27 protein-coding genes, 1 tRNA gene and 1 riboswitch are annotated in these 25,810 nt (G+C 70.0%); of the genes, 12 read left to right on the forward strand and 16 right to left on the reverse strand.

All coding sequences use genetic code 11. The features are described from left to right. Positions 1-77 precede the first annotated feature (77 nt). The 3 genes from ACIGWZ_RS05230 (at position 78) to ACIGWZ_RS05240 (ending at position 2,933) form a co-directional block, all read left to right on the forward strand. On the forward strand, positions 78-614 hold the full coding sequence (locus tag ACIGWZ_RS05230; RefSeq protein WP_400061020.1) for a MarR family winged helix-turn-helix transcriptional regulator: 537 nt from the start codon (positions 78-80) through the stop codon (positions 612-614). A 69-nt stretch (positions 615-683) separates the two neighbouring features. Further along, the gene (locus tag ACIGWZ_RS05235; RefSeq protein ID WP_400061022.1) at positions 684-1,532 is read left to right on the forward strand and encodes an alpha/beta fold hydrolase; all 849 of its coding nucleotides are present in this window, start codon (positions 684-686) and stop codon (positions 1,530-1,532) included. Between the two features lie 46 nt (positions 1,533-1,578). Continuing rightward, a riboswitch (cobalamin riboswitch) is annotated at positions 1,579-1,793 on the forward strand. A gap of 30 nt (positions 1,794-1,823) precedes the next feature. Then, positions 1,824-2,933, forward strand: a complete 1,110-nt coding sequence (locus ACIGWZ_RS05240) for a HoxN/HupN/NixA family nickel/cobalt transporter (protein ID WP_400061990.1) — start codon at positions 1,824-1,826, stop codon at positions 2,931-2,933. A gap of 28 nt (positions 2,934-2,961) precedes the next feature. Here the strand turns inward: ACIGWZ_RS05240 and ACIGWZ_RS05245 are convergent, their stop codons facing one another. From ACIGWZ_RS05245 to ACIGWZ_RS05270, 6 genes are all read right to left on the reverse strand, one after another. Further along, a complete protein-coding gene (locus tag ACIGWZ_RS05245; protein WP_400061024.1) occupies positions 2,962-3,462 on the reverse strand; it encodes a VOC family protein in 501 nt (166 codons plus the stop codon). A 97-nt stretch (positions 3,463-3,559) separates the two neighbouring features. Next, positions 3,560-4,111, reverse strand: coding sequence for a DoxX family protein (locus tag ACIGWZ_RS05250; RefSeq protein WP_400061026.1), 552 nt, complete (start codon positions 4,109-4,111; stop codon positions 3,560-3,562). Between the two features lie 188 nt (positions 4,112-4,299). Continuing rightward, positions 4,300-4,830, reverse strand: a complete 531-nt coding sequence (locus ACIGWZ_RS05255) for a hypothetical protein (protein WP_400061028.1) — start codon at positions 4,828-4,830, stop codon at positions 4,300-4,302. 217 nt (positions 4,831-5,047) lie between these two features. Then, positions 5,048-5,458 carry a VOC family protein gene (locus ACIGWZ_RS05260; protein ID WP_400061030.1) on the reverse strand — a complete coding sequence of 137 codons (411 nt, stop codon included), beginning with the start codon at positions 5,456-5,458 and terminating at the stop codon, positions 5,048-5,050. An 81-nt stretch (positions 5,459-5,539) separates the two neighbouring features. Next, positions 5,540-5,932, reverse strand: a complete 393-nt coding sequence (locus ACIGWZ_RS05265; RefSeq protein ID WP_400061032.1) for a helix-turn-helix domain-containing protein — start codon at positions 5,930-5,932, stop codon at positions 5,540-5,542. Positions 5,933-6,653: 721 nt separating this feature from the next. Beyond that, a tRNA-Val gene (locus ACIGWZ_RS05270) sits at positions 6,654-6,725 on the reverse strand. Positions 6,726-6,868: 143 nt separating this feature from the next. Here ACIGWZ_RS05270 and ACIGWZ_RS05275 point away from each other — a divergent pair. The 7 genes from ACIGWZ_RS05275 to ACIGWZ_RS05305 all read left to right on the forward strand — a co-directional run bounded on the left by ACIGWZ_RS05275 (position 6,869) and on the right by ACIGWZ_RS05305 (position 13,264). After that, a complete protein-coding gene (locus tag ACIGWZ_RS05275) occupies positions 6,869-8,248 on the forward strand; it encodes a hypothetical protein (RefSeq protein WP_400061034.1) in 1,380 nt (459 codons plus the stop codon). Between the two features lie 165 nt (positions 8,249-8,413). Beyond that, entirely contained in the window at positions 8,414-9,145 is a 732-nt protein-coding gene (locus ACIGWZ_RS05280) for a DUF4383 domain-containing protein (protein ID WP_400061036.1), read from the forward strand. Positions 9,146-9,250: 105 nt separating this feature from the next. Next, positions 9,251-9,955 carry a FadR/GntR family transcriptional regulator gene (locus ACIGWZ_RS05285; RefSeq protein ID WP_400061038.1) on the forward strand — a complete coding sequence of 235 codons (705 nt, stop codon included), beginning with the start codon at positions 9,251-9,253 and terminating at the stop codon, positions 9,953-9,955. Positions 9,956-10,126: 171 nt separating this feature from the next. Beyond that, positions 10,127-11,272, forward strand: coding sequence for a galactonate dehydratase (gene dgoD / locus ACIGWZ_RS05290; RefSeq protein WP_400061040.1), 1,146 nt, complete (start codon positions 10,127-10,129; stop codon positions 11,270-11,272). A gap of 37 nt (positions 11,273-11,309) precedes the next feature. Next, positions 11,310-11,930 (forward strand): bifunctional 4-hydroxy-2-oxoglutarate aldolase/2-dehydro-3-deoxy-phosphogluconate aldolase, encoded by a 621-nt coding sequence (locus ACIGWZ_RS05295; protein ID WP_400061042.1) that lies wholly within the window; start codon positions 11,310-11,312, stop codon positions 11,928-11,930. Further along, positions 11,927-13,027 (forward strand): sugar kinase, encoded by a 1,101-nt coding sequence (locus ACIGWZ_RS05300; protein ID WP_400061044.1) that lies wholly within the window; start codon positions 11,927-11,929, stop codon positions 13,025-13,027. Before ACIGWZ_RS05295 ends, ACIGWZ_RS05300 begins: the two co-directional genes overlap by 4 nt. A 24-nt stretch (positions 13,028-13,051) precedes the next feature. After that, positions 13,052-13,264 (forward strand): zinc ribbon domain-containing protein, encoded by a 213-nt coding sequence (locus ACIGWZ_RS05305; protein ID WP_400061046.1) that lies wholly within the window; start codon positions 13,052-13,054, stop codon positions 13,262-13,264. Between the two features lie 15 nt (positions 13,265-13,279). Here the strand turns inward: ACIGWZ_RS05305 and ACIGWZ_RS05310 are convergent, their stop codons facing one another. The 3 genes from ACIGWZ_RS05310 to ACIGWZ_RS05320 form a co-directional block, all read right to left on the reverse strand. Then, entirely contained in the window at positions 13,280-13,939 is a 660-nt protein-coding gene (locus ACIGWZ_RS05310; RefSeq protein WP_400061048.1) for an O-methyltransferase, read from the reverse strand. 85 nt (positions 13,940-14,024) lie between these two features. Then, entirely contained in the window at positions 14,025-14,666 is a 642-nt protein-coding gene (locus tag ACIGWZ_RS05315; protein ID WP_400061992.1) for a LuxR C-terminal-related transcriptional regulator, read from the reverse strand. Next, the gene (locus ACIGWZ_RS05320) at positions 14,666-15,805 is read right to left on the reverse strand and encodes a sensor histidine kinase (protein WP_400061049.1); all 1,140 of its coding nucleotides are present in this window, start codon (positions 15,803-15,805) and stop codon (positions 14,666-14,668) included. Before ACIGWZ_RS05320 ends, ACIGWZ_RS05315 begins: the two co-directional genes overlap by 1 nt. A gap of 109 nt (positions 15,806-15,914) precedes the next feature. On the opposite strand from ACIGWZ_RS05320, the gene ACIGWZ_RS05325 reads away from it, so the two are divergent. Next, positions 15,915-16,553, forward strand: coding sequence for a DedA family protein (locus tag ACIGWZ_RS05325; protein WP_400061051.1), 639 nt, complete (start codon positions 15,915-15,917; stop codon positions 16,551-16,553). On the opposite strand, the gene ACIGWZ_RS05330 is transcribed toward ACIGWZ_RS05325, so the two are convergent. Genes ACIGWZ_RS05330 through ACIGWZ_RS05340 form a run of 3 tightly spaced genes read right to left on the reverse strand, consistent with a single transcriptional unit; the run spans position 16,516 to position 21,056 of the window. Continuing rightward, entirely contained in the window at positions 16,516-17,337 is an 822-nt protein-coding gene (locus tag ACIGWZ_RS05330) for an HAD family hydrolase (protein ID WP_400061053.1), read from the reverse strand. The two genes, ACIGWZ_RS05325 and ACIGWZ_RS05330, sit on opposite strands and share 38 nt — an antisense overlap. Continuing rightward, positions 17,337-19,868 (reverse strand): phosphoribosyltransferase, encoded by a 2,532-nt coding sequence (locus ACIGWZ_RS05335; protein WP_400061055.1) that lies wholly within the window; start codon positions 19,866-19,868, stop codon positions 17,337-17,339. The genes ACIGWZ_RS05330 and ACIGWZ_RS05335 overlap by 1 nt, the downstream gene beginning before the upstream one ends. A 15-nt stretch (positions 19,869-19,883) precedes the next feature. Then, the gene (locus ACIGWZ_RS05340) at positions 19,884-21,056 is read right to left on the reverse strand and encodes an HpcH/HpaI aldolase/citrate lyase family protein (RefSeq protein ID WP_400061057.1); all 1,173 of its coding nucleotides are present in this window, start codon (positions 21,054-21,056) and stop codon (positions 19,884-19,886) included. 217 nt (positions 21,057-21,273) lie between these two features. Here ACIGWZ_RS05340 and ACIGWZ_RS05345 point away from each other — a divergent pair, with 217 nt between their 5' ends. After that, positions 21,274-22,341 carry a TerD family protein gene (locus ACIGWZ_RS05345; RefSeq protein WP_400061059.1) on the forward strand — a complete coding sequence of 356 codons (1,068 nt, stop codon included), beginning with the start codon at positions 21,274-21,276 and terminating at the stop codon, positions 22,339-22,341. 35 nt (positions 22,342-22,376) lie between these two features. Here the strand turns inward: ACIGWZ_RS05345 and ACIGWZ_RS05350 are convergent, their stop codons facing one another. From ACIGWZ_RS05350 to ACIGWZ_RS05365, 4 genes are all read right to left on the reverse strand, one after another. Continuing rightward, positions 22,377-23,120 carry a Tellurium resistance gene (locus tag ACIGWZ_RS05350; protein ID WP_400061061.1) on the reverse strand — a complete coding sequence of 248 codons (744 nt, stop codon included), beginning with the start codon at positions 23,118-23,120 and terminating at the stop codon, positions 22,377-22,379. Positions 23,121-23,219: 99 nt separating this feature from the next. Next, positions 23,220-24,353 (reverse strand): DUF475 domain-containing protein, encoded by a 1,134-nt coding sequence (locus ACIGWZ_RS05355; RefSeq protein ID WP_400061063.1) that lies wholly within the window; start codon positions 24,351-24,353, stop codon positions 23,220-23,222. Between the two features lie 53 nt (positions 24,354-24,406). Further along, on the reverse strand, positions 24,407-24,982 hold the full coding sequence (locus ACIGWZ_RS05360; RefSeq protein WP_400061994.1) for a TerD family protein: 576 nt from the start codon (positions 24,980-24,982) through the stop codon (positions 24,407-24,409). 127 nt (positions 24,983-25,109) lie between these two features. Further along, on the reverse strand, positions 25,110-25,685 hold the full coding sequence (locus ACIGWZ_RS05365; protein ID WP_030068391.1) for a TerD family protein: 576 nt from the start codon (positions 25,683-25,685) through the stop codon (positions 25,110-25,112). Positions 25,686-25,810 lie beyond the last annotated feature (125 nt).

Consider the following 25,810-nt stretch of genomic DNA (forward strand, 5'->3'; position numbering starts at 1 on the left):
ACCCGCCGGTTGCCTCGCTCTCGTCCTTCCGCGGCACGGCCCTTCTCAAACGACACTTCCAGTGTCATCATGACATCATGAGTGTCGTTGAGGCGGATGACAGTGACCGGCCGGCCCCCACCGAAGAGCTTCTGTACGACGTCATACGACGCCTGTGGCCCCTGCACCGCACGATCGTGCGCGCGGTGGAGCGCGAGCTGGAAGGCACCGGCATGACCGCCGGCGAGCACGCCCTGCTCGACGCACTCCGCAGCGAAGGCCCCCGGACCGTGCCGCAGTTGGCCCGCACCATGGGGCTCGACCGGCAGCCGGTGCAGCGCTGGGTGAACCACGCGGCGGAGCTGGGCCTGGTGGTGACGGCCCCCAACCCCGCCCACCGCCGCTCGCCTTTGATCGAGCTCACCACCGAGGGCGGCGAGGTGATGCGCGGAATCCAGCAGTTCGAGGCCGCCGAGCTGCGCCGCGGACTGGCCGACCTCTCGGCCGACGACGTCGGAACGGCCCTTCGCGTACTCGACCGGCTCGGCGAGGAGTTCCGGCACCTGGCGAACGGCTCACGCGTTGCCCCGGAGGGGCCGGACAACGAGGACAACCAGCCCGAACGGCATCATTAGCCACGGAGCGCCGAGACTCCGTACCACCGCAGCACCACCGCATCGCTGACACAAGGGAGTGCACAGAGAATGACCCACCCATTCGCCGCCTGGTCCGAGCTCGACAACGGCACCGTGCCGGTCGAGGACGGCGAGCTGTTCTACGAAACGGCCGGTGAGGGGCCCGCGGTGGTGCTGCTCCACGGCGGCATGCTCGACGTGCGCATGTGGGACGAACAGTTCTCCTGGCTGGCCGGCTCCGGTCACCGCGTGATCCGTTACGACTCCCGCGGCCACGGCCTCTCCTCCACCGTCACCGGCGACTGGTCCAACCACGACGACCTGTGTGCCCTCCTCGACGCCCTCGACGTCCCGAGTGCCGTCCTCGTCGGCCTCTCGCACGGCTCCCGGGTCGCCCTCGACGCCGCCCTCGCCCACCCGGACCGGGTCAGTGCCCTGGCCCTCGCCGCACCGGGCGTCAGCGGTCGCGCCTTCACCGACCCCTTCGTCCTGGAGCACATCAAGGAGCAGGTGGCGGCGATCGGCGCACCGGACGGCGCGGAGCGGTATGTCGAACACTTCCTGCGGATGTGGGTGGACGGCCCGCACCGCCGGCCGTCCGACGTGCACCCCGGGCTGCGCGAGCGGATGCGCGCCTCGGCCGCGGCCACGGTCGAGGTTCACGCCGACGGCGTGGGCGTCGGAATGCCGAGAGAGGTCGGCGCCGCCGACCGGCTGTCCGAGATACGGGTGCCGACGGTCGTGTTCGACGGCGACCTCGACAGCACGGACATCTCCGCCAACGCCCATGCGATCACCCTCGCCGTGCCGGGTGCCCGCAGGGTCCGGATACCGGGCGCGGCCCATATGGTCAATCTGGAGAACACCGCGGTCTACGACCGCGAACTGCGCGCCTTCCTCTCCTCCCTGGCGCGCTGATACCGCCGCGCTCCGAGGGGCCGTCCGCGCCGCGTGGGGCGGCGGCTAGAGTTGGCCGTGCCGTGGTGTTCGGGAAGACCGGTGACGGACCTTGTGGTCCCAGACCGGAGCGGCCCTCGCCACTGTGATCGGGGAGTTCCCGGCCCTTCCGTATGCGCTTGCGCGCCTACGGCGCCACTGACCGCAGCCCGCGGCCGGGAAGGCGGGGCCGGGCGCGTGCACCTGTAAGCCAGGAGACCGGCCACGGCATCTCACGAACTGATCCACGAGGTGCTGGAGCGTGACCGCCGGATGGCCCTGTCCACCGATACCCCGACCACCCCTGCTTCCGCCGCGTTCCGCTGGCGCCGGCAGGACACCGTCCGTACCGCGGGCCTGATGGCCGTCATAGCCGGGCTGCACGTCGTCGCCTTCGGCGTGCTCTTCCTGCTCGTCGTCCCCGGCCACTACACCGTGGGAAGCAAGGCCTTCGGTGTCGGACTCGGCATCACCGCGTACACCCTCGGCATGCGGCATGCCTTCGACGCCGACCACATCGCCGCGATCGACAACACCACCCGCAAGCTGATGGCAGACGGCAAGCGGCCGGTCTCGGTGGGCTTCTGGTTCGCCCTGGGCCACTCCAGCGTGGTCGTCCTGATGGCCGCCCTGGTGGCGGGCGGCGCCCAGCTCGCCGGCACGCTGCTCAACGACGAATCCCGCACCCATCAGATTCTCGGCACAGTCGGCACCACGGTCTCGGGGACGTTCCTCTACCTCATCGCCGCGCTCAACCTCATCGCCCTGACCGGGATCTGGCGGGTCTTCCGCGGGATGCGCGACGGCCACTACGACGAGGCCGAGCTGGAACAGCGCCTCGATGCGCGCGGCTTCATGAACCGCATCCTGGGGCGGTTCACCCGCGCGATCTCCCGCCCCGGCCAGATGTTCCCGCTCGGCTTCCTCTTCGGCCTCGGCTTCGACACCGCGACCGAAGTGACGCTGATGGTGATGGCGGGCAGCGGCGCCGCGGCCGGCCTTCCCTGGTACGCCGTCCTGTGCCTGCCGCTGCTGTTCGCCGCCGGAATGAGCCTCTTCGACACCCTCGACGGCACCTTCATGAACTTCGCCTACCAGTGGGCGTTCTCCAACCCGGTGCGCAAGGTCTACTACAACCTCACCATCACCGGCCTGTCGATCGCCGTCGCCCTCTTCATCGGCACCATCGAGCTGGTGACCGTGCTGCACGACAAGCTGGCCCTCAACGACCCGGTGACCGGCTGGGTTTCCGGCCTCGACCTCGACAATGTCGGCTTCGTCATCGTCGGCCTGTTCGTGGTGGTGTGGGCGGCGGCGTTGGCGTACTGGCGCCTGGCCGGGGTCGAAAAACGCTGGGCGGCGAGGACGTCGTCGGGCTCATAGGCCCGGACGCCCCGCTTCCGCGCGGCCGTCAGGTGGCCGAGCCGGCCGCCGCGCCGGTCATCAGGTCGGGCCCCCAGCGCTCGAGCTCCGCGGCAAGGTCCAGCGGGCGCAGCCGGTCCAGCACGTCCGGGCCGGGCCACTGCTCCCGCGGGACCCGCCACATCACCTCGAACTCGTTGCCGTCCGGATCCTTGGCGTACACGGACTTGGAGACGAGATGGTCGGTGGCGCCGACCAGCGCGCCGCGCGCCGCGAGCCGCCGCTCGGTCGCGGCGAGTTCGCCGAGCGTGCCGACTTCCCAAGCCAAGTGGTAGAGCCCGGCCCGGCCCGCCTCCGGGCCCGGCGCGTCCGGCCCCACCGCGAACAGCCCCAGGTCGTGGTCGTTGAGCGAGCCGGGAGCGCTGAGGAAGGCGGCGCGCCCCGGTATCTCGGCATCCAGCGTCAGCCCGAGGGCTTCGGTATAGAAGGCGACAGACCGCGCCACATCGCGGATATAGAGCACCGCGTGGTTGAGACGGCGTACGGACAAGATTCTCTCCCCACTCCCGCCGCGACGCCCTCAGGAGCCACGGCACACCTGCTTCTGCGTATCCCCGCTTCCGCGGGTTCCTGCCTGCGCTGCCTCGCTACTTCCGGACCAGCAGCACGCCCCCGGCGACCAGCACGGCGAGCACCAGCGCGACCACACCGTGGACGAGCCGGTGCACGCGCAGCGCGGGCAGGAGGCGGTCGGCGGCAAAGCGGCCGGGGCCGGTCAGCGCCAGCGCCGCCGCGCCCGCGGTCAGCAGCAGCTCGTACTCCACGCCCTTGGGTGCGAAGAATCCGCCGCCCCACTTCACGGCGAGGGCGTTGATCATCGTGCCGACGACCGCCGCGGCGGCGAGCGGCGTGAGCAGCCCGAGCACCAACCCGAGCCCGCCGAGCGTCTCGCTCACCCCCGCGACCAGGGCCATCGTCTTCCCCGACGGATAGCCGCTCATCGCGAAGAACTGCCCCGTCCCCTCCAGCCCGCCACCACCGAACCAGCCGAACAGCTTCTGGGCCCCATGCGCGGCCATGGTCAGCCCGAGCGCGATGCGCAGCAGGAGAAGTCCGGTGTCGGTGCCGTGCGTAGCGGGCGCCCGGCGCGTGTCCGCACCGAACAAGGGGGTCTGGCGAGTGCTGAGGGGGGACGTCATGGAGAGCGCTCTTCCCGTGTCGAGGTCGGCCGGGCCGAAGGCCTTGAGGATTTACTTGAAAGTTCAAATCTACGTCCACGACGATACACAGCCGCCCCGGGACGGACAACCATGAACAAGCCACACAACCCAACGGGATGAACCGCCACCGAAGCACCCAAAAACCCCACAAGGCACCGCCGAATCCCTCACGCGACGGGCACCACCGCGGCCTGCGCCTGCGCCTTCCCCTGCGCGCGCCCGTCCCACCGGACGCACACCTCACCGGGAAGCCGGCGCCCCACGCCCGCCGCCATCACGAACTGCACCGACTCATCGGGCCGGACGGTGGCGTCCTGCGGGAGGTTGCGCGCGCTCGCCCCCAGGCCATCGGGATCGACACGGACCCCGAAAGCGGTGGCCGAGCCCACATTCCGCAGCGCGAACCGGTGCCCGCCGCGCCGCCGCACCTCCCACCGCACCTCGCCATGCACCCCACCGAACGACTCGGGCAGCTCCAGAGAGGAACCCGGCCCCCGCTCCCCCAAAATGCGCAGCGCCGCGGCAAGCGTGTCCTCCACCGCACTCGCCCGCCGCGCGGCCGCCTCTGCCTGCAGATGGCTGATCTCGTTGGCTTCCTTGCCGATGCGGGCCTGCCGCCGCGAGTCGACCCAGGAGCAGCTCGAAATGACCAGTGTGACCGCTACGCCCGTCCATGTTGAGATATCTCCCGCTTGCATGCACGGACCATAGCGAGCCCCGGCACCACGAACGGCGATCACGCGCGAGGCCGCCACGGCACGGCGCGGCCTCGCGCGCCGGAACACGACGAAGGCCCCGCACCTTCCTCGGTACGGAGCCGTTTCGCCGGTCACGCAGAGAACCTGCATCACCAGCCCTTCGCCGTCTTCTCCCTCTCCGCTGTTGCCGTGTCGCCCGGACGCCCGCGGACCGGCCTCAGGCCCTCGGCTGCGTGAAGCGGATGCGGTTGCCGAAGGGGTCGCGGAGGCCGCAGTCGGTTCCGTACGGACGGTCGGTGGGCTCCTCGGTGAACTCGACGCCCCGGCCCAGCAGCGTCTGGTACGTCTTGCGGCAGTCGTCCGTGGTGAGAATGAGCCAGCCACCCATCGCGCCCTTGGTCACCAGCTCGCGGACCTGCTGCGCCGTCTCCTCGGACATCGCCGGAGCGCCCGGCTTCTCCAGCAGGATCTGCCGCTCCGGGTGGCCGGGGACGCTGACGGTCAGCCAGCGCATGAAGCCCATATCGACGTCCGCGCCGACCTCCAGGCCAAGCTTGCCGACGTAGAAGTCGAGTGCTTCGTCTTGGTCGAGGACGTAAATTGCTGAATGCGTGATTGCGGTGAACATGTGCATCACGCTACTGGTCACTCCGGACGAAAACTTATCCAAAACTGCTCAGTCGACGGACGCCACGAACGGTGCGGATGATCAGGCGCTCGGCCGCGTCCACGCCATCGTGAAGCAGGTCGGCACGCCCGTGGACGCCGCCTCCTGCCGGTACGTCCTCGGCGAGCGGCCGACGATGTCGCGGAACGTGCGGCTGAAGGTTCCCGGACTGCCGAAGCCGACTTCGAAGCAGATGTCCGTCACACTGCGGTCGGTCTCCCGCAGCAGGAACATCGCCCGCTCGACACGGCGGCGCTGCAGGTAGCGGTGTGGCGTCTCTCCGAACGTGGCCCGGAACGTACGCGTGAAGTGGGCCTCCGACACATGGGCGATCCGAGCCAGGGCCGGGACGTCCAGCGGCTGCGCATACGCGCGGTCCATCGCATCCCGTGCCCGAAGCATGCGGCGGTTGGTCTCTTCTGCAGCGCGGCTCACAGCGCCATCACACCACGGCTCTCCGCCGCCCATGACAGATCCGTTGACCGATCCGTTGACCGATCCGTCGCCCCGTCCGCCGACCGAGCTGTGACCGATTCACAACGCCCGCGTTCGCCCCACGCCCGTCACGGAACGCCCGTAGCCCTCGGCCACTCCCCGAAGCACCTGCGCAGACTGTTCGCCATCTCGCGCGCGGCCTCCAACAGGCTTGCGATCCCCACCAGTTCGCAGTGATCCCCTGGTCGGAGCGCTGGGCTGGCGGTGAGGCAAAGGTAGTAGATATGGGGTGGGCTGCGGTGTCGCACTTCGATTCCTTCGGGTAAGGAACACGTCGTGCCCACTCCCGGTGTGCTGAGGATCTTCCTCCCTGCGCTCTCGCTCCTGCCCCTGCTGCCGTTCGTCCTACTGTCGGCACCAGCGTGGGTTTGTCGACCCTTCACATGCCGGAACGAAAGCAGAGGGTCATGATCGAGGTGTCGCAGACGTTGATCGACTGGACGCGCGCCTGCGCCAAGGGCCGACAGCCGCCTGAGGAAGCAAGGAGACGGGTGGCTGCAAGCAGGAGCCGGGCAGGAGCAGGGGTTGGAGCAGGAGCAGGAGCAGGAATCGGCCCAGGAAGCGGCGGCCCGGCCGCACCGACATTCACTGCATGGGCACCAGCAGACGAAGACCCCTCCACGCAAGTGCGTGAAGGGGTCTCTGACCTGCTATTTCTCTGTGGGCACAGACGGATTTGAACCGCCGACATCTGCTTTGTAAGAGCAGCGCTCTACCGCTGAGCTATGCGCCCTGGCCGAGCCGACAGACTACCTTGCCGACGGGGCTGGACTGCAAACCCGTGCTCGAACTGCGAACTTACCGGCCGGTGTGTTCGTTTCCGTGGAGTGGGAGAATGACAGTCGGTTCTGGGGCGAATCCGATCGGGAGAGGGATGTGACGGCGACACACACGCAGCCGCATGAGCAGCGAGCACGCCGTCGTCCGCGTGGGGGTCCCGTCAGGGACATGGTGGCGCTCGTTCTGCTGCCGCTGCCGTTGCTGGTGGCGATGGCGCCGCAGTCGTTCGCGGGTGGAGGCACCCGCCGCTGGTTCGGGCGCGGGGAGAGTCAGCGGGCCGAGGCGCAGGCGGCGAAGGATGCCGCGGCGGCGGCGTTCTACGAGCTGGACACCGCGCAGCGGGATCTGCGGATCTCCATAGAGACCATCACCGCGGTCGACAGTTCGCCACCGGCCCGGAGGGCCGCGGAGGAGTACGAGGGGCTCGGCCGCCGGATCGACGAGGTGAGCCAGGGCTACATCACCGCCGTCGACGCCCATGACCTGGACCGTGACGACCTGGACGGTCCGGCGGTGTCGCGGGCGCGGACGGATCTGGTGCGCGCCAAGGACGAGCTCAACCGCGTCAAGGGCGACCTCGACCGCTTCGCGCAGGGGCTCGGGCCGCTGCTGCAGACCGCCGAGACGCAGCTGGCCCGGCTGGCCCCGGCGGTGGAGCGGGCGCGGCAGGCGCTGCTGGCGGCGAGCAACGCCCTGGACACGGTCCGGGCGCAGGGCCTGAAGGCCGACGACCTGGCAGCCCGGCTGGCGGCGCTCGCGCCGGAGCTGACCAAGCTCAACCAGGGCGCCGGGCAGCACGGCGTCCAGGAGACGATCCGGCGCGCCGACGACGTCCTGCGCAAGGCCGAGGACGTACGGACCGAGGCCGCACGGCTGCCGGGGAAAGCGGCGGAGATCGACAAGCGGCTGGTCTCGCTGCGGACGCGCGCGCAGGCGATCACGACGCGCGCCGAAAAGGTCGATCCGATCCTCAGCGAGCTGCGGCGACGGTACAGCGCGGCGTGCTGGCAGGACCTGCAGCAGGTGCCGGAACAGGCCGCGCAGTCCGTCAAACAGGCCGAGGTCAAGCTGCGGGAGGCGCAGCAGGCCCGCGACGAGCAGCGCTGGGCGGACGCCACGAGCAGGCTGGGGACCGTACGGGCGCTGCTGGACGGTACGGACGAGGCGGTGTCCGCGGCCGGTGACCGGCTGCAGCGACTGGATGCAGTGTCGTTCGACCGGCAGAAAGAGGTCGAGCGGACCCGCTTCGCGGTCCGGGACGCGCAGCGGCTGGCGATGTCCGGGCGCAACACCCCCGATCCGCGGCATGCGGGGCCCCTGGACGAGGCGGTGGCGCGGCTGGACCGGGCGGTTGCGGGCCTGGAGGGGCGGCATCCGGACTGGTGGCACTTCCTGACCGAGACCGAGGCCGTACGGCAGACGGCGGCCCGGGTGGTGCAGGAGATCCGGGACGCACGGGGCACGGCCGGCGGCTGAGACGCGGAAGGGCAAGGGCACCGGGGAGCCGTGGACGATCCGGTGCCGGAGGCGATCCGGTGCCGCAGCGGTCCGTTGTCCGGGCGCGATGGCGTGAAATGGGTCGTTGGCGGATGCTTGAGTGAGTACGGCCCAGGCGGCACATCTGCGCGAAGGAGGCCGGACATGGCTACTGGGGCTACTGACCAGATCCTGCACGGGCCCGCCAACCCTCTCCACCGGGTCAAGCTGAGGCGTACCCGGCTCGACGAGCATCTGCCGGTGGACCACCGGCTGAGCAAGATCTACCGCATCGGCGCCGGCCTGATGGGCTTGGTGCTGCTCGCCTTCGGTGTCCTCGGTCTGACCCACAACATCGGCTTCTTCGACACCGGCGGCGACACCGTAGCCGGGCTGAACACCAACGGCGCGCTGAGCGTGATCTCGATCGTCGTCGGAGCGATCCTCGCCGTCGGCGCGGTCATCGGCGGGAACTTCGCCTCCACGCTCAACATCGTGTGGGGCGTCCTCTTCCTCCTCAGCGGGTTTGTGAACCTGGCCCTGCTGCAGACCGGTGCGAACTTCCTCGCCTTCAAGATCCAGAACGTCCTCTTCAGCTTCGTGGTCGGCCTGATGCTGCTGGTCTTCGGGATGTACGGACGGGTGAGCGGCGGGCTGTCGCAGGACAACCCGTACTGGCGGGCCCGGCATCCGGAGGATGCCGAAGCCTTTGACCGCGGGCAGCTGCATGCCGTACCCGGAATGACTGCCGGACGACTCTCCTTCCGCACGCGGATACAGGGCACGCTGCACGCCGGACTCGGTTCGCTCGGCCCCGGGACCAGCGTCACCGGCCAAAAACGACCCGCCGGCAGCGGCACAAAGTCGGGGACCGGCACCGGCAGCAAGGAGTCGTGAGCCGGGGCGAGGAGACGTCAGGGCGTACCGAGGCGGGGTCGTGACTCGGTACGCCCTGACGGCTGGCCGGACGCAGCGAGCGGGACGGAGCAGGGAGCAAGCAGGATGACGCAGTCGGGCAACGCCGCCTCGCCCGCGGGACGCGGGATGCACAAAGTGACCGTCGAAGCGCTTGCCACGCGGATCCTCGACGGCACCTATGGTGAGGGCGACGCGCTCTCCCTGGCGGATCTCATGACGGAGCTGGACGTCAGCCAGACCGTGGCGCGCGAAGCGATCAAGGTACTGGCCGCCAAGGGCCTGGTCGACGCCAGTCAGAAGGGCGACGGCCTGGTCCGCCCCCGCGAGGACTGGAATCTGCTGGACAGCGATGTGCTGCGTTGGAAGCTCGCGGCCGGCGCCTCGTCCGATTTCTTCGCCGATATGCTCGAGCTCCGCCGGTCCATCGAGCCCGCGGCGGCCGCGCTCGCCGCGGAGCGCCGTACCGACGACGATCTCGCGGCACTCGACGCCGCGCTGAGCGCGATGGCGGCCACCGACGGCGATCCGGAGCTGCTGGTACGCGCCGACGCGTCCTTCCACACGGCGATGCTGCTCGCGTCGAACAACCGCTTCTATGCCCAGCTGCACCGCGTGATCGTGCCCGTCCTCATCCAGCGCGATCGGGCGGTGCAGGCCGGCGGCGACGAAATCGACCATCCGCATGCCGCGCACGCCGCGGTCGTCGAGGCCGTACGCAACCGGGACGTCGACGACGCCTATATGGCGATGCTCGAACTGCTCGACAAGTCCGCCCGAGAACACCGGTAGGCAACCGCCCGCTCCCCGGCGGTTCCGCGCGACAATCGCCGTGACCGAGGCCAGGACCGCGACTGCGACTGCGACTGCGACTGCGACTGCGACGACCCTTGCGGCTGCGGCGACGACAGCTTCGGGCAGGACGACGCGCAGGATCCCGACGCCGAAAGGACGGTCCGCTGAATGAAGATCAGCCGCATCGAGACGTTCCTCGCCCCGCCGCGCTGGATGTTCGTACGCGTGGAGACCGATGAGGGCGTTGTCGGCTGGGGGGAGCCGGTGGTCGAAGGGCGGGCGGAACCGGTCCGGGCGGCCGTGGAAGTGCTGTCCGAATACCTCCTGGGGCAGGACGCGTCGCGTATCGAGGACCACTGGCAGGTCATGACCAAGGGCGGTTTCTACCGTGGCGGACCGGTCCTTTCGTCCGCCGTCGCCGGCCTCGACCAGGCGCTGTGGGACATCAAGGGAAAACGCTACGGCGCCCCCGTCCATCAGCTGCTCGGCGGTCCCGTACGGGAGCGGATCCGCGCCTACGCCTGGGTCGGCGGGGACGAGCCGGGCGCCATCCGGGACGCGGTCACCGCGCAGATCGAGGCCGGCTTCACGGCCGTCAAGATGAACGGCTGCGGCCGGATGACCCCGGTGGCCACCCGCGCCGAGGTACGGGCGTGTCTGCTGCGCGCCGAGACCGCGCGCGAAGTGCTCGGCGACGAACGGGACTTCGGCCTCGACTTCCACGGGCGGGTCTCCCCCGCCAACGCCCGCAGACTGCTTCCGCTTCTGGCGGAGTACGCGCCGATGTTCGTCGAGGAGCCCGTCCTCTCCGACCACATGCATGCCCTCCATGACCTCGTGAACACCTCCCCCATTCCCCTCGCACTCGGTGAACGTCTCTTCACCCGCCGTGAGTTCCTGGATCCGCTCCAAGCCGGCGTGTCGATCCTGCAGCCCGACATCTCGCACGCGGGCGGCATCTCCGAGCTGCGCCGGATCGCCGCGCTCGCCGAGACGTACGGGGCACAGCTCGCCCCGCACTGCCCGCTCGGCCCGGTCGCTCTGGCCGCCAGCCTCCAAGTCGCCTTCGCCACACCGAACTTCCTCATCCAGGAGCAGTCCATCGGCATCCACTACAACCAGGGCGCCGAGCTGCTGGATTACGTCGTGGATCCGGAGCCGTTCCGCTTCCACGACGGGACTCTGCTGCGCACCGAGCGCCCGGGGCTCGGCGTGGAGGTGGACGAGGCTGCCGTGCGCGCGGCCGATGAGAAGGGCCACGCCTGGCGGAACCCCGTCTGGCGTCATGAGGACGGCGCGTTCGCAGAATGGTGACCGACCGGGCACCGAAGCAGGAGAGAGCGGGAAACCCATGGACTTGAGCACAGCGCTCCGGGCCGAGCGGCTGGTCGCCATCATCCGCGGCACGGATGGGGAGGCGTCCTTCCGTACGGTCATGGCATTGGCGGAGGAGGGCATTGCGCTGGTCGAGGTCTCGCTCAGCGGCCGCGACGCCCTCATGGTCATTCGGCGGGCGCGCGCCGCACTCGGCGATGCGGCCTGGCTCGGGGCGGGCACCGTCCTTTTCGCCGCCGACGCGCGCCGCGCCGCCGAAGCGGGGGCAAATCTGATCGTGACGCCCGGTCTCGGGACCGGCCTGGAGGAGGCCGTACGGCAGGGGCTGCCGACACTCGCCGGGGTGTGGACACCGTCCGAGGTGATCGCGGCCGATGCGCTGGGGGTCTCCGCGCTGAAACTCTTCCCGGCCTCCCTCGGTGGCCCCGGCTACCTGCGGGCGCTTCGTGCGCCCTTCCCCGAGCTGCCGTTCGTGCCGGTCGGCGGGGTGGACGCGGCCGCGGCGGGCGCGTACTTCGCGGCCGGAGCGGTAGCAGTGGGCGTCGGATCGCCGCTGATCGGGGACGCGGCAGACGGCGGCGACCTGGACGCGCTGCGCCGTCGCGCGGCGGAATTCAAGGCAGCGTGCGCGCGATGAGCGAGGAGTTGTCACAGGGGCAGGGGCGCGCGAGCCGGGAGACGCGGCGGGCGGCGCTGTGCGAGGGGCGGCGCCCCGGGCCGGACGTCCTCACCTTCGGCGAGACGATGATCTCCCTGCGCGGCAGCGGCCCGCTGAAACTCGGCGGCACGATGGCCGTCTCCATCGCCGGCGCGGAGAGCAATGTCGCGATCGGCCTGTCCCGGCTGGGGCACCGGGTGGGCTGGGCAGGCGCGGTCGGCAACGACGAGGCCGGGCAGCTGGTGCTCCGTACGCTCCGGGCCGAGGGTGTCGAGGTGTCCGCCGCCTCGACCGACCCGGACGCCCCGACCGGCCTGATCCTCTTCGAGCCCCGCCTCCCCGAGGTCACCCGGGTGCACTACTACCGTGCGGGATCGGCCGGTTCCCGGCTCCAGGAGGACGCGGTCGAACGCGCCTTTTCCGCCGCCCCGCCCCGCGTCCTGCACCTGACGGGCATCACCCCCGCGCTGAGCCCTGCAGCCCGCTCAGCGGCCCGCCACGCACTCCGACTCGCCCGGCAGAACGACTCGCTGGTCTGTCTCGATGTCAATTTCCGCGCGCGTCTGTGGACCCCGGAGGACGCCGCCCAGGTCCTGCGCGAGTGGATTCCCTCCGTGGACATCCTGATCGCCTCCGACGACGAGCTGCCCCTGTGTCTGCCTGCGGGCCTCTCGGCAGGCGCGCCGGGCACGGGGACAGGCACGCCGGGCACGGGCTCCGGGCCGCAGCACGACCCGGCCGCCACGCTCGCGGCACAGGCCGGGCTGCTGCTGGAGCAGGGCGTCGGCGAGGTCGTGGTCAAACTGGGCGCGGACGGGGCGACCGCCTTCACCGGCGACGGTTCACTCCACCGGCCCGCGCAGCCGGTACGGGCCGTGGACGCCGTGGGCGCGGGCGACGCCTTCGTGGCGGGCTATCTCTCCGCGCTGCTGGACGGCGCCGACCTGGCCGGACGGCTGGCCCGCGCGGTCACCACCGGCGCGTTCGCGGTCGCCTCGCCCGGGGACTGGGAGGGCGCGCCGACCCGCGCGGAGCTGGGCATGCTCAGCGCACCACCCGGCACGGTCGTGCGGTGACCGCACCGCGGCTAACCTGTGGCCATGCCTCGTTACGAATACCGGTGCCGCCCGTGTGACACCACCTTCGAGCTGAACCGGCCGATGGCCGAGTCCTCCGCCCCGGCCGTCTGCCCCGAAGGCCACGAGGACACCGTGAAGCTCCTGTCCGCGGTAGCCGTCGGCGGCTCCGCATCCGCCCCCGCCCCGAGCGGCGGCGGGGGTGGCGGCTGCTGCGGGGGCGGCTGCTGCGGCTAGGGTCTGTCCGGCCCGCTACCGCCTGCGCGCCAGCGTCACTCCGTCCGCCACGGTGAGCATCACCGCCTCCATACGGTCATCGGCCCGCACATGGTCGTTGAACCCTCTGATCGCCAGAGCCGATCCGGTCGCCGCCGGATCGGCGACCTGGCCGTGGAAGAGGACGTTGTCCGCGACGACCAGACCGCCCGGCCGCAGCCTGGGGACCACTTCCTCCCAGTAGGGGATGTAGTTGGCCTTGTCCGCGTCGAGATAGACGAGGTCGATATGCGGCTCGGCCGGCATGGCCCGCAGGGTGTCCAGGGCGGGCGCGATCCGCAGCTGGATACGGTCATCGACTCCGGCCGCCGCCCAGGCCTCGCGGCCGTAGGCCGTCCACTCCTCGGAGATGTCGCAGGCGATCAGGGTGCCGTCCGGGGGCAGCGCCTGGGCCATCGCCAGCGCCGAGAATCCGGTGAACGTCCCCACCTCGACGATGTGCCGAGCCCCGATCAGCCGTACCAGAAACGCGAGCATCGGCCCCTGCTCCTGCGCCGACTGTATCCCCGCCACATCCGGGAACTTCTGCTGTGTCGTCTCCACCAGGCCCCGCTGCACGGAGTCCAATGGCGGATTGTGCGCAAGGACGTAGTCGTACAGCTCAGGGGTGATCGGTGTGCTCTTGGTTTTGGTCACTGGGTCTCCTCCCATCCGCTTCACCCTTCCCTCCGCAGGCCGTCGTCATATCCCCATCGGGCCGACTCCCCCACCTCCGGGCTCCTCACGTCCCCAAGTAGCGCAGCACCGCCAGCACCCGGCGCGAGTAGCCCGATGTGCCGGTGAGGCCCAGCTTCTCGAAGATCGCATTGATGTGTTTCTCCACGGCGCTCTGCGAAATGTGCAGCCGGACGGCGATCGCCGCATTGGTGTGACCCTCCGCCATCTGCCCGAGCACCTCCCGCTCACGCCCGGTCAGCGTGCCCAGCGGGTCAGTCAGGCTGCTGCGCGCCAGCAACTGCCGTACGACTTCACGGTCGAACGCCGCCTGCCCGGCGCCCACCCGCTCCAGCGCGTCCAGGAACTCGTCCACACGCACCACTCGGTCCTTCAGGAGATAGCCCACGCCCTCGCTGTCGTCGGTGAGCAGCTCGGTCGCATAACGGCGCTCGACGTACTGGGACAGCACCAGTACGCCGACCTCCGGCCAGCGCTCCCGGATCTGTACGGCTGCCCGCAGCCCCTCATCGGTGTGCGTGGGGGGCATGCGCACATCCACGACCACCGCATGCGGCTTCTCCTCCGCTCGCTCCAGAACGGCGATCAGCTGATCGGCGTCGCCGACCGCGGCTGTCACCTGATGCCCCTCCTCGGCAAGGAGGCGCGCCAAGCCCTCCCGCAGCAGGGTGGAATCGTCGGCAAGCATTACGCGCACGGCAGCTCCGCGGTGATGGTGGTGGGTCCGCCGGCCGGACTGTCCACCCGGAACCGGCCGTCTAGGGCCGCGACCCGGCGCGCCAGCCCGAACAGGCCGCTGCCGGTGATGTCCGCGCCGCCCAGTCCGTTGTCCTCGATATGCACCAGCACGGCGTCCTCGCCAGGGGCGACGCGGACCGTTATCCGCCCGGCGCCCGAATGCTTGACCGCGTTGGTGACAGCTTCACAGATCACGAAGTAGGCCACTGTCGCCACATCGGACTCGGGTTCTGCTGCAAGCCGATAGTCGAGGCGTACGGGGATGGCGGACCGCTCGGCGACGGTCTCCAGAGCCGCCCGCAGCCCCGCCTCGTCCAGCACCGTCGGATAGACCCGCCACGCCACTTCGCGCAGCTCGGTGAGCGCCCGGCTGCTCTCTTCGTGGGCCTGGTGCAGGAGTTGGTTCGCGCGCCGCTCGTCCTGGCTGCGCAGCGCACGGCCGAGCAACATCCCCAGCGCCACCAGCCGCTGTTGCACACCGTCGTGCAGATCCCGCTCGATGCGGCGACGTTCGTCGTGCACCGCGGCGATGACGCCGGCGCGGGTGGCGGCCAACTGCTCGATACGGCGCTCCAACTCCTCCTGGCGGCTGGGACCGAGGTGATAGCGCGCCAGCTTGGTCTCCAGCCCGGCGACACCGATCGCGCCCTGCAGGCTGAGAAAGAGAAGGAACAGGCCGCCGGCGCTTGAGAACAGGAGGCTGCCGGGGTATCGGACTTCGGTGAACGGCAGGAGGAAGATCCAGGCGGAGCCGTACGCCGCTCCGAGCAGCGCGGCGCACAGGACGAGAGCGCTCAGCAGGCCCAACGTCCAGCGCAGCGACAGATATTGCAGGGCTCGGTGGCCCGTGTACTCATCTGCGGTGTCGACCGAGACATAGAGGCTGAGGCGTCGTCGGTTGGCCTCGGTCAGAGCCCGCGCGCCGGCCGTCACAGGCTTGAGGACCGAGCGGCGGCCCCTCGACGAGGCGAGCACGAGCAGCAGCGCCAGCGCGGAGAACATGACGAAGGGGAGCTCGGCCACCGCCACCACGGCACCGAGCACCAGCCCTGTCGTCAGGCGCAGTCCGCGCCGCGCAATTCCGAACATGATCAAAACGCTAGCCGCATCCCGCGTCCTCGCACACTGCGGAAAACCGCAATGTTTTGTGCGGTCCACCGCAATGTGCCGCCGCGCGGGAATTCATAGCTTTGAAAACATGATCGAGAGCATCGGAAACACCCCACCCGGCTGGATCACGGACCTCATGGACGCGCTCGGCGCGCCCGGCGCGGGTCTGGCGATCGCCGCAGAGAATCTGTTCCCGCCGCTGCCGAGCGAGGTGATCCTGCCGCTGGCGGGCTTCGCCGCGAGCCGCGGCACGATGCAGCTGGCGTCCGCGCTCGTGTGGACCACCCTCGGCTCGGTGATCGGCGCACTGGCGCTGTACGGCGCGGGCGCGCTGCTCGGGCGGGCACGCACGGTCGCGATCGCGGCGAAGCTGCCGCTGGTCAAGGTCTCCGATATCGAGAAGACGGAGCGCTGGTTCCAGCGGCACGGAACCAAGGCGGTGTTCTTCGGCCGGATGATTCCCCTCTTCCGCAGCCTGATCTCGATACCGGCCGGCATCGAGCGCATGCCGGTGCCCGTCTTTCTCGCCCTGACCACCCTCGGCAGCCTCATCTGGAACGCGATCTTCGTCCTCGCGGGCTATGCGCTCGGCGAGAACTGGGAGGAGGTGACCGGTTATGTGGACGTCTACTCGAAGGTGGTGCTCGCGGCAGCGGCGCTGTCGGTGGCGGCCTTTGCGCTTATCCGCGTCAGCAGGCGCGGCCCGGGGCTGCGGCGCCGCGGATGAAGGCCCGGACGATCTCCTCGCCCGCCGCGACGCCGCGCTCGTCGAGCGCCGTGACATGCGGGGCCTGCCAGCCGGAGTCCGCCAGCTCGCCGTGTCCCGGCCGCCATCCGCGGTCCGCCGCGAGCAGCAGATCGGCATCGAGAAGGGAATCGCCGGCCGCGAGGATCTCGGATGCCCCGGTGCGCCGCGCCACCTCCGCGACGGCAGCGCTCTTGGTGAGCGGCTTCGGCACGGCATAGATCTTGCGGCCTTGCAGAGACACCGTCCAGCCGCGCTGTTCCGCCCAGCCGGTGAGGTCCTTCACCCAGGTGTCCGGCAGCAGCGGCCGCTCGACCACGAGGTAGGCGAAGAGGTCCTCGGCGACCCGCTCCTTGAGCAGCCAGGCCGGGTCGGCGGTACGGACGAGATGCGCGCGGATCTCCTCGAGGGGTGCGCACTGCGAGGCGAGACGCTCGGCGACGATGCGCTGCCATTCGGGGTCCGATCGGCCTCGTACGAGAAGGTGGCCGCCGTTGGCGCAGATGGCGAACTCCGGCTCCGGACCCGGCAGATGGATGCGTCCGTACTGCTCGCGGGTGCGGGTGGTGGTCGGCACGAACGTGGCACCGGCGGCCAGTTCGGCGAGCATCGCGGCCGCCGTCTCCGTCATATAGGAGAGGGGCTTGCGTTCATAGGTCTCGACGCAGAGCAGGCGGGGCGCCTCGGCGTCGGGCATGGCGAGGTCCAGCGCGGCGGCCGAATAGATCAGGGTGCGGTCGAGGTCGCTGGCGACGATCGCGCTCATCAGGAGGCCACCGCCTTGCCGTCAGCGCCCGTCGCCCCGCGAGTGAAGCGGGGGTGGATCAACCCGACACAGGTATAGGGGAGTTCGTCGACTTCTTCGACGGGCACGCCCCGCTGTTCCGCCAGGAGGCGCACATGATCGAGATCGGCCCCGGCATCCCGCTGGGCGAGGATCTTCCAGGGGACGCGACGCAGCAGGACGCGGGTGGTCTCGCCCACACCGGGCTTGACGAGGTTGACGTCGTGGATGCCGTACTCCTCACTGATCCGCTCGACGGCCGCCCAGCCCTCCCAGGTGGGGGCCCGGTCGGCGGCGGCCAGCTCCTTCACATCCGCGGCGACGGCCGCGCCGACCTCGTCGAACCGCGCGCTGACCGCGTCGAGGAACGCACCCGACACATCGGCGTCGGCCAGTTCGCGGTAGAACTTCGCGCCATGGAAGTCGTTCGGGCCGACGAGGTCGTTGCGCAGAACGGTCCGCGATATGAGCCCGGAGACGGTGGAGTTGAGGCAGGCGGACGGAATGAGGAAATCGTCACGGGTGCCGTAGGTCTCGACGCAGCCGCCGGGGTCGGCGAGCACGGCGATCCGCGGGTCGAAGCCCGGGAAGTCCGCCAGCGCCTGGGCGAGTTCGCGGGTGATGGCGCCCTTGCCGGTCCAGCCGTCCACGAAGACGACGTCAGCCGGGTCGTGATGGGCGGCCAGCCAACGCAGTGCGGTGGTGTCGATCCCCCGGCCGCGCACGATGGAAACGGCGTAGTGCGGCAGGTCCAGGCCGTGGGCGTGCAGCGCCCAGCGGCGCATCAGCACACCGACGGGCGTACCGGCCCGCGCCAGCGACACCAGAACCGGTCGCGCCTGCGGGTTCTCCGGGCGAGGGGAGTCCCCCCGGCGCTTTCGGCGCTGGGGGAGTTCGGCGAGCACGGTCTCGGTGACGACACCGACGGCCCGCGCGATCCGGCTCGCCGAGGTCTGCAGCGCGCTGTGGAACAGCGCCTGGTACTGCTCGCTCGGCTGGTATTCGACCGGCAGCGACTCCGCGTAGTGGGCACCGCCGCTCTGGATCGCCTCCTCGCGCTCCTCGGTGGGCGCCTCCAGGGTGACGTCGGAGAGATCCTGCAGCAGCCAGCCGACCTCGTCGGGGGCGTACGAGGAGAAGGCGGGGCCGCGCAGCGGCTCGGGGAGGGGCATGGTGCTGGCCTGTTCTTGCGGGGCGTACGACGGGATGACGGCGAGCAGCAGCCGGTCGGTGTGTCCGGCGAGCCGGTCCAAAAGACCGTCGGTGGCATGCAGTTCGGGGCCGTCGCCATGCGAGTCGACGACGGCCACGACGGCGTCGAACCGGCGCGCGGGGTCGGCTCCGGGTGCGACGTTGTATGCGTATCGCTCCCCCGGCCCGTCGGCCGGCCGGTCGTGGGCCGGGAAGGAGAGCCGGGTCCTTATCGCGTAGCCGGGGTCGTCCACGGCGAGCACGGGAGACCGGGTGGTCGTCGAGAAGAAGACCTCCGCGCGCTCGTCCGGCGCACGGTGAGCGGCGAGGTGGGTGTCCAGGGTCTCGGCGATCCGCAGCGGCGCGTACATCAGTTCCTCGTTGCCGAGGACAAGGATCCGGCGGGCGCCGGCCAGCTGCGCCGCGAGACGGGCGGCCATGGCCGGCAGCCCGGCCTCCAGCCGCTCGCGGTGCGAGGGGGTGAAGCCGTGCCGGCCACCCTCGGGCAGCCCGGCGGGCCAGCCGAGGTCGACCCGTACGGCCTCATTTCGACGGCCGCTCACCGTCGCCGGGGCGGTGGCCGAGGACGTGGCGCCCTCGTGCGCGGCGACGAGTTCCTGGCCACGCTCCAGCACACCCGACGGCAGGCCTACGCCGCCCGCGGCAAGGGATATGAGGTCGACACGGGCGCCCAGTTCCGCGGCGAGCTTCTCCAGATGGCCGCGGTCGGCGTCCGAGCGCATGTCGACCAGCGCGACGACCACGTACCGGTCACGGGGAAAGCGCGAGTGCAGCGCCCTGATGGTGTTGAGGACGGTCCTGCCAGTGGAGAACTCGTCGTCGACGAGCACCAACGGCCCGTTCCCGGCGAGGAGGTCGCGGTCCTCCGGGAGCAGCAGATGCGAGGTGGCGTGGCTGTGCTCCTCCTCGAAGCCGCCCACCTTGTCGACGCCGCTCACGGGGCGGCGGGTGGAGTGCAGATAGGGCGCGAGCGCCAGGCCGTCGGCCACGGAGTGCCCCAGGCCGGTGGCGGTCTCGGCGTAGCCGAGGACGACGGAGCGGGCGGCGGCCTCGTCACCCAGCAGCTCGCGTACCCGGCGCCCCAGCCCGTAGCCGGCGCCCTGGACCACGGCGGGTCGCTGCGGTACGTGCTTGCCCAGCACGTTCGACACGAGCAGATGGGCCCGCTTGGGGTTGCGCCGCAGCGCAAGGCCCAGCAGCTCCGGCAGCTCGTCCCCGCCGCTCAGCGAGACTCCGAGCCGCTCGGCCACCCACTCTCCCGACCACACCACGCGTTCCGTCTCCTCCATCGTTCCGTCCATGTCGTTCACCGGTTTTCAGGTCTGCGGGAGGCTTGCCGTCAGCAGTTCCACGAACCCGATGCCCTCTCGGGCGACGCCGAATGCCTCGGCGCGCAACAGGGTGCGTTCGGCCCAGGCACGGTGCGGCTTCACCTCGTTCATCTTGTTGGTGTAGGCGGACCGCAGGACCCCGCCGTCGCAGCGCTCGGGCCGCAGGATGTCCGCCGCGTCGCTGAACTCCTCGTGGCTGACGACCGAGAGGGCGTGCACCGGCGCGACATGCGAGGGGTGGATGCAGGTCTTTCCCTGGAGCCCGTTCGCCCGGTCGAGTTCGATCTCGCGCAGCAGGCCGTCCATGTCGTGCTCGATCAGGGCCGTCCGCAGCTCCTCGGCCCGGCCGAGGAACGGGCTGCGGCGGAGCTGCGGCTTGAACATCCGCTCATGCAGCCGGAAGTACTCCCACACCGGGCCGGTGACCGTGAAGCCCGTGCCGTCCGCCCGGCCCAGCACGTTCACCACGTCGGCGATCACGGAGGCGACGATGTGGACGTCGTAAGCCGTCATGTCGGGGGCCCTGCGCAACCCATAGGCGGAGCAGAAGTCCGTGACGCCGAGCCGCAGGGCGAGCACGCGGTCCCGGTACTTGTCGACGGTCTCGGCGATGCCCCGGAGGGTCTCGACGCGGCTTTCCAGATGCAGCAGCTGCGGGGATTCGAGCACCGGCATCGCAAACAGCCGCCGCCCGCAGGCCGACTCGGCGGCGGCCAGGGCCTCCAGGAAGGGCACTCCGCGCTCCGCGGTGAACTTCGGCAGGACGAAGCCCGACAGCCTGCGCACCGTGGGCCCCATCCGGCGCACCAGATCCGTTATCTGTCCGGGCTCCCGGACGCGGATGAACAGCAGCGGAAGACCCGTGCCCGCGGCGGCCGCCTCGTCCAGCAGGCCGAACTGCCGCACGAGGTTCTCCTCGCCGGCCTCCACATCCCCGTCCCCTATGGAGTCCTCGAGGCACAGCACCATGGACATCACGCCCCGGTCGGCCTGTTTGAGGATGTCGCCGGCGAGCCGCGGGCGGGTGGCGGGGCTGTAGAGCGTGGCACCCAGGGCGGCCGCGAGCGTACGCGCCGGAGACTCGGCGGTGAAGTCCGCCGGCTCCTGGTGGAACAGCGTCTTCCGTATGTCGGGCGGAAGGTGCCCAAAATGCCGCATACAACTCCCCGTCTACAAGCGGGACCCGGCGCCCCCGCTGCGTCTCGCTGTCTGGATCCAGCCGGTAATCGTACGTGTGCGGAGGTGCGGTTAGTTCCCCCGTGCGTGAAAATCTCGTATCCCTCACGCGGCGTCCAGGTGGCCGTGCGAGCGCGGCAACCACGCCCGGCAGGCCCCCGCGTTGTCCCGGCGACCTCCGGGAAGGCAGGATTGCGGCATGACGCACGCGATGCTGAAAGGGTCGAACGTACCCCTCGACGCCACGGCCGTCCGGGCCGTCCTGCGCTGGACGCCCGGCGCCGGTGTCCCCGATGTCGATGCCTCGGCCCTGCTGGTGGGGTCCGCGGGATGCGTGCGCTCCGACGAGGACTTCGTCTTCTACAACCAGCCCCGGCACCCCAGCGGCCTGGTCCGGCATCTGCCCAAGACCCGCCTCTCCGACAGCCTGACGGACACCATCGAGGCGGATCTGGCCACCCTGGACCCGTCCGTGGACCGGGTGGTGCTGGCCGCGTCGTCGGACGGCGGGGCATTCCGGCTGGTGCCGGATCTGCGGGTCATGCTGTACGACGCGGCGGCGAGCGACGGCGATCCGATCGCGGTCTTCGACGTGGTGCCCGATACGGGCGACGAGACGGCACTGATCTGCGGAGAGCTCTACCGGCGCGGCGAGAGCTGGAAGTTCCGCGCGCTGGGACAGGGCTACGAGAGCGGACTGGTGGGCCTGGCGACCGAGTTCGGGATCTCGGTGGAGCAGGACGGACCCACGACCTCCCGGCCTGCGGCGGCACCGGCCCCGGGAACTTCGGCCTCGGCGACGCCCGCGGCGGAACCCACGGCAGACTCCGAGCCCACCACCGGCCAGTCCGCTCCCGGCCCGGCCGCCACCCCTGCTGCCCCGGTGAGCCCGCCGCCCAGCGCCTGGCCCGAGGAGGCGACCGCCCCGGCTGCGGGGCCGGACCCCGATACCGTCACCCAGCACATGCCGGACCCGATGCCGGAGCCGTACTCCGCGGCCCCGCCGCAGCCCACCGGCGGCTACGGCTACCCGCACCACGCCCCGCCGCCGCCCACGCAGCCCCCGGCCCAGCCCGCGTACGGCTATCCGGGGCCGCCGCCGCAGCAGCCCCCGTACCAGCCCCAGCAGCCGCCACCGTCCGCCTACGGCTATCCGCAGCCGCCCCAGCAGCCGCCTGCGCCGGCATACGGCTATCCGCAGCAGCCGTTCGTGCCGGACCCGTCGTTCGTGCTGCCGCCGCAGGGACCGCAGTTCCAGCGGCGATAACGCGGCGGCCACCAGCGGCACGCACCGTCAGAGCGTCAGACCTTCGACTTGTATCCCCGCCCCCACTGGAGGCCCCAGCCGTACAGCCGGTCGAGTTCCGCCTGGAATCCGTAGACGTACTTCACCTCGCGGCGCACGGTCAGCTCGTCCTTGGTGTTCTCGAGCATGAATATGGCGCAGGAGCGGGCCTGTGGCGCCCGCTCGTCCAGCCTGATCTCCATGCGCGGTCCGGTGCTCGGGTAGAGCGTGACAACGGCGTGCGTACGGTCGAAGGCCGGGGTCCCGTCGTAGATGTAGACGAAGATCAGCAGCCGTTTGATCTCGTCGCGGTGGTCCATGTTGATGTACAGCGTCTCGCCGGACGGCGAACCGAACCGGTCGTCGCCGCTGAGCTGCACATACGGCGGAGCATTCAGCTCGCCCAGGAAGTTGCCGAGCGGCTGCACGACGCCCTTGGTGCCGTCCTTGAGCTCGTACATGCAGGCCAGGTCCAGGTCGATCTTGACCACGGCCGGGCCCTGCGCCTGCACCACCTCGGGCTTGAACAGCCGACCCGGATGCCGCAGCAGACTGCTCGTGCGCCGGCCGCCCCGCTCACCGAGGTCGGAGCTCCGCATCTGCCAGTGCAGATTGACCCGGAGATGTCCGCTGGCCGCCCCCTGCTTGCTCAGCGAGACGACCGGATTCCGCTTCGTCAGTTCGACGACATACGACGCTCCGCCGCTGTCGAATTCGTACTTCGGCGCCCCACCGCGCCACCAGTTCCCCAGGAACGACACCCTGCCCACCCCATTGCTCGGCCCCAATTGCCACGGGGCGGCCCCGAGGTCCACACCCCATGGCCGCCCCGCAGAGAGCGTTCCTCAATCAGAGCTGCGTCACACTCCGGACGCAACTTCCGACTTGGCCCCCTCTTCGTCCCCCGGTTTGCCCTCGCGCCGGTTCCGGATCACCGACGAAGCGAAGGAGAGGCCGATCAGCGTGATGCCCACCAGGCCGGTGACGACCTCGGGGATCTCGTACTTGATCGTGAGGAGCAGGATGATGGCCAGCGCGCCGATCGCGTAGTGCGCGCCGTGCTCGAGGTAGACGTAGTCGTCCAGGGTCCCCTTGCGGACGAGGAAGACCGTCAGCGAACGGATGTACATCGCGCCGATGCCCAGACCCAGCGCCATCATGAAGATGTCGTTGGTGATGGCGAAGGCGCCGATGACGCCGTCGAAGGAGAAGGACGCGTCGATGACCTCCAGGTAGAGGAACATGAAGAACGCGGCCTTGCCGGCCAGGCCCACGGCCGCGCCCGTGCCGGCCTTCTTCTCGGGCTGCGCGGCGGGCTCGTCGTCCTCCGCCTCGTCCTCGTCCTCCAGCTTGTCCTCGAAGTAGCCGGAGATTCCGCCGACGACGAGGTAGGTGATGAGGCCGGCCACGCCCGACAGCAGCACCGTGGCGCTCTTGTCACCGGCGCCGTGCGCGACATTGGTGGCCACCGTCATCGCGGTCACCAGCAGGACGACCAGCGCGATGATGACGGACAGCATGTCGAGCTTGCCCATCTTGGCCATGGGCTTTTCGATCCACGACAGCCACTTGTAGTCGCGTTCCTCGAAAATGAAGTCGAGAAAGATCATCAGCAGGAAGATCCCGCCGAAGGCCGCGATGGCCGGATGGGCGCTGGTGACCAGTTCCTGGTAATGCTGCTTGTCGCTGATGGCGAGTTTGACAGCCTCGATCGGCCCCAGTTTGGCGGTGATCGCGACGATGACGACCGGGAAGACCAGCCGCATGCCGAACACCGCGATGAGGATGCCGAAGGTCAGGAAGATCTTCTGCCAGAAGGCGTTCATCTTCCGCAGGATGCCGGCGTTGATCACGGCGTTGTCGAACGAGAGCGAGATCTCCAGGATGGACAGGATCCCGACGATCGCGAGCCCCTGCCACCCCCAGAGAACGCCCGCCAAGGCAAGGCCGAGCACCGTGATGGCGAACGACCAGCCGAAGGTTTTCAGGAGCACTGCCTACCCAATCCCTCGCTGTATGGGGTCCCCCGCGCGCAGCGCGCGGCGCTTTACGAAACGTTGACCCCGAAGTCTAGAGCGATGCCTCGCAGGCCTGACGCGTACCCCTGCCCCACGGCCCTGAACTTCCATTCGCCGTTGTAGCGATATACCTCACCGAAGATCATCGCGGTCTCGCCGGCGGCGTCCTCGCTGAGGTCGTACCGGGCGAGTTCGCTGCCGTCGGCCTGATTGACGACGCGGATAAAGGCATTGCTCACCTGGCCGAAGCTCTGGCCGCGGAGTTCGGCCTCGTGAATCGAGACCGGAAAGATGATCTTGTCGACCTGTTCGGGCACCCCGCCGAGGTCCACGAGGATCGACTCGTCGTCGCCCTCCCCCTCGCCGGTGAGGTTGTCACCGGTGTGCTCGACGGAGCCCTCGGGGCTCTTGAGGTTGTTGTAGAAGACGAAGTACTCGTCCCCCAGCACCCGGCCCGACTGGCACAGCAGCGCGCTGGCGTCGAGGTCGAACGGCGCTCCTGTGGTGGAGCGCGCGTCCCAGCCGAGGCCGACCATGATCTGCGAAAGATTCGGCGCGGCCTTGGACAGGGAGACGTTGCCCCCCTTGGCGAGCGTGACGCCCATGATGTTCGCTTCCTCCCCGGTGTCGGTGCGGGCCGCGCTCACGCCCGGCCCGCGTTCCCTTCCCGCGCACTCGGCGCCGCACTCCCCGGGTGGGGTGTACGGCGCCGGACGCGGTGAATGTGCTCGCTCAGACGTTGACGCCGAAGTCCTGCGCGATGCCGCGCAGCCCCGAGGCGTAGCCCTGGCCGATGGCCCGGAACTTCCACTCGGCGCCGTTGCGGTAGAGCTCGCCGAAGACCATCGCGGTCTCGGTCGAGGCGTCCTCGCTCAGGTCGTAGCGCGCCAGCTCATTGCCGTCGGCCTGGTTGACGACGCGGATGTAGGCGTTGCGGACCTGGCCGAAGCTCTGCTGACGGGTCTCGGCGTCGTAGATCGACACCGGGAACACGATCTTGTGGACATCGGCCGGCACCCCGGCGAGGTTCACCTTGATCGCCTCGTCGTCGCCCTCGCCCTCACCGGTGGTGTTGTCACCGGTGTGTTCGACCGAACCGTCGGGGCTCTTCAGATTGTTGAAGAACACGAAGTTCTGGTCGTTGCCGACCTTGCCCTGGTCGTTCGTCAGCAGGGCACTGGCGTCCAGGTCGAAGTCCGTACCGGTGGTGGTACGCGCGTCCCAGCCCAGACCGACGAGGACGGCGGTCAGATTGGGGGCTTCCTTCGTCAGCGAGACGTTGCCGCCCTTGCTGAGGCTGACTCCCACGAGTCCTCCCATAGATTCGAGGGGTACGTAAAGTGTTTTGCGCCCCCATCGTGCATGGCATCAGATCAACGAATTGATCCTAGTGACCGGTTCCCACCGATTACAGGTCTCGCACTCGGATGCAC

Origin of the sequence: Streptomyces sp. NPDC053427 (genome assembly GCF_044544985.1) — a bacterium.
GTDB lineage: Bacteria > Actinomycetota > Actinomycetes > Streptomycetales > Streptomycetaceae > Streptomyces.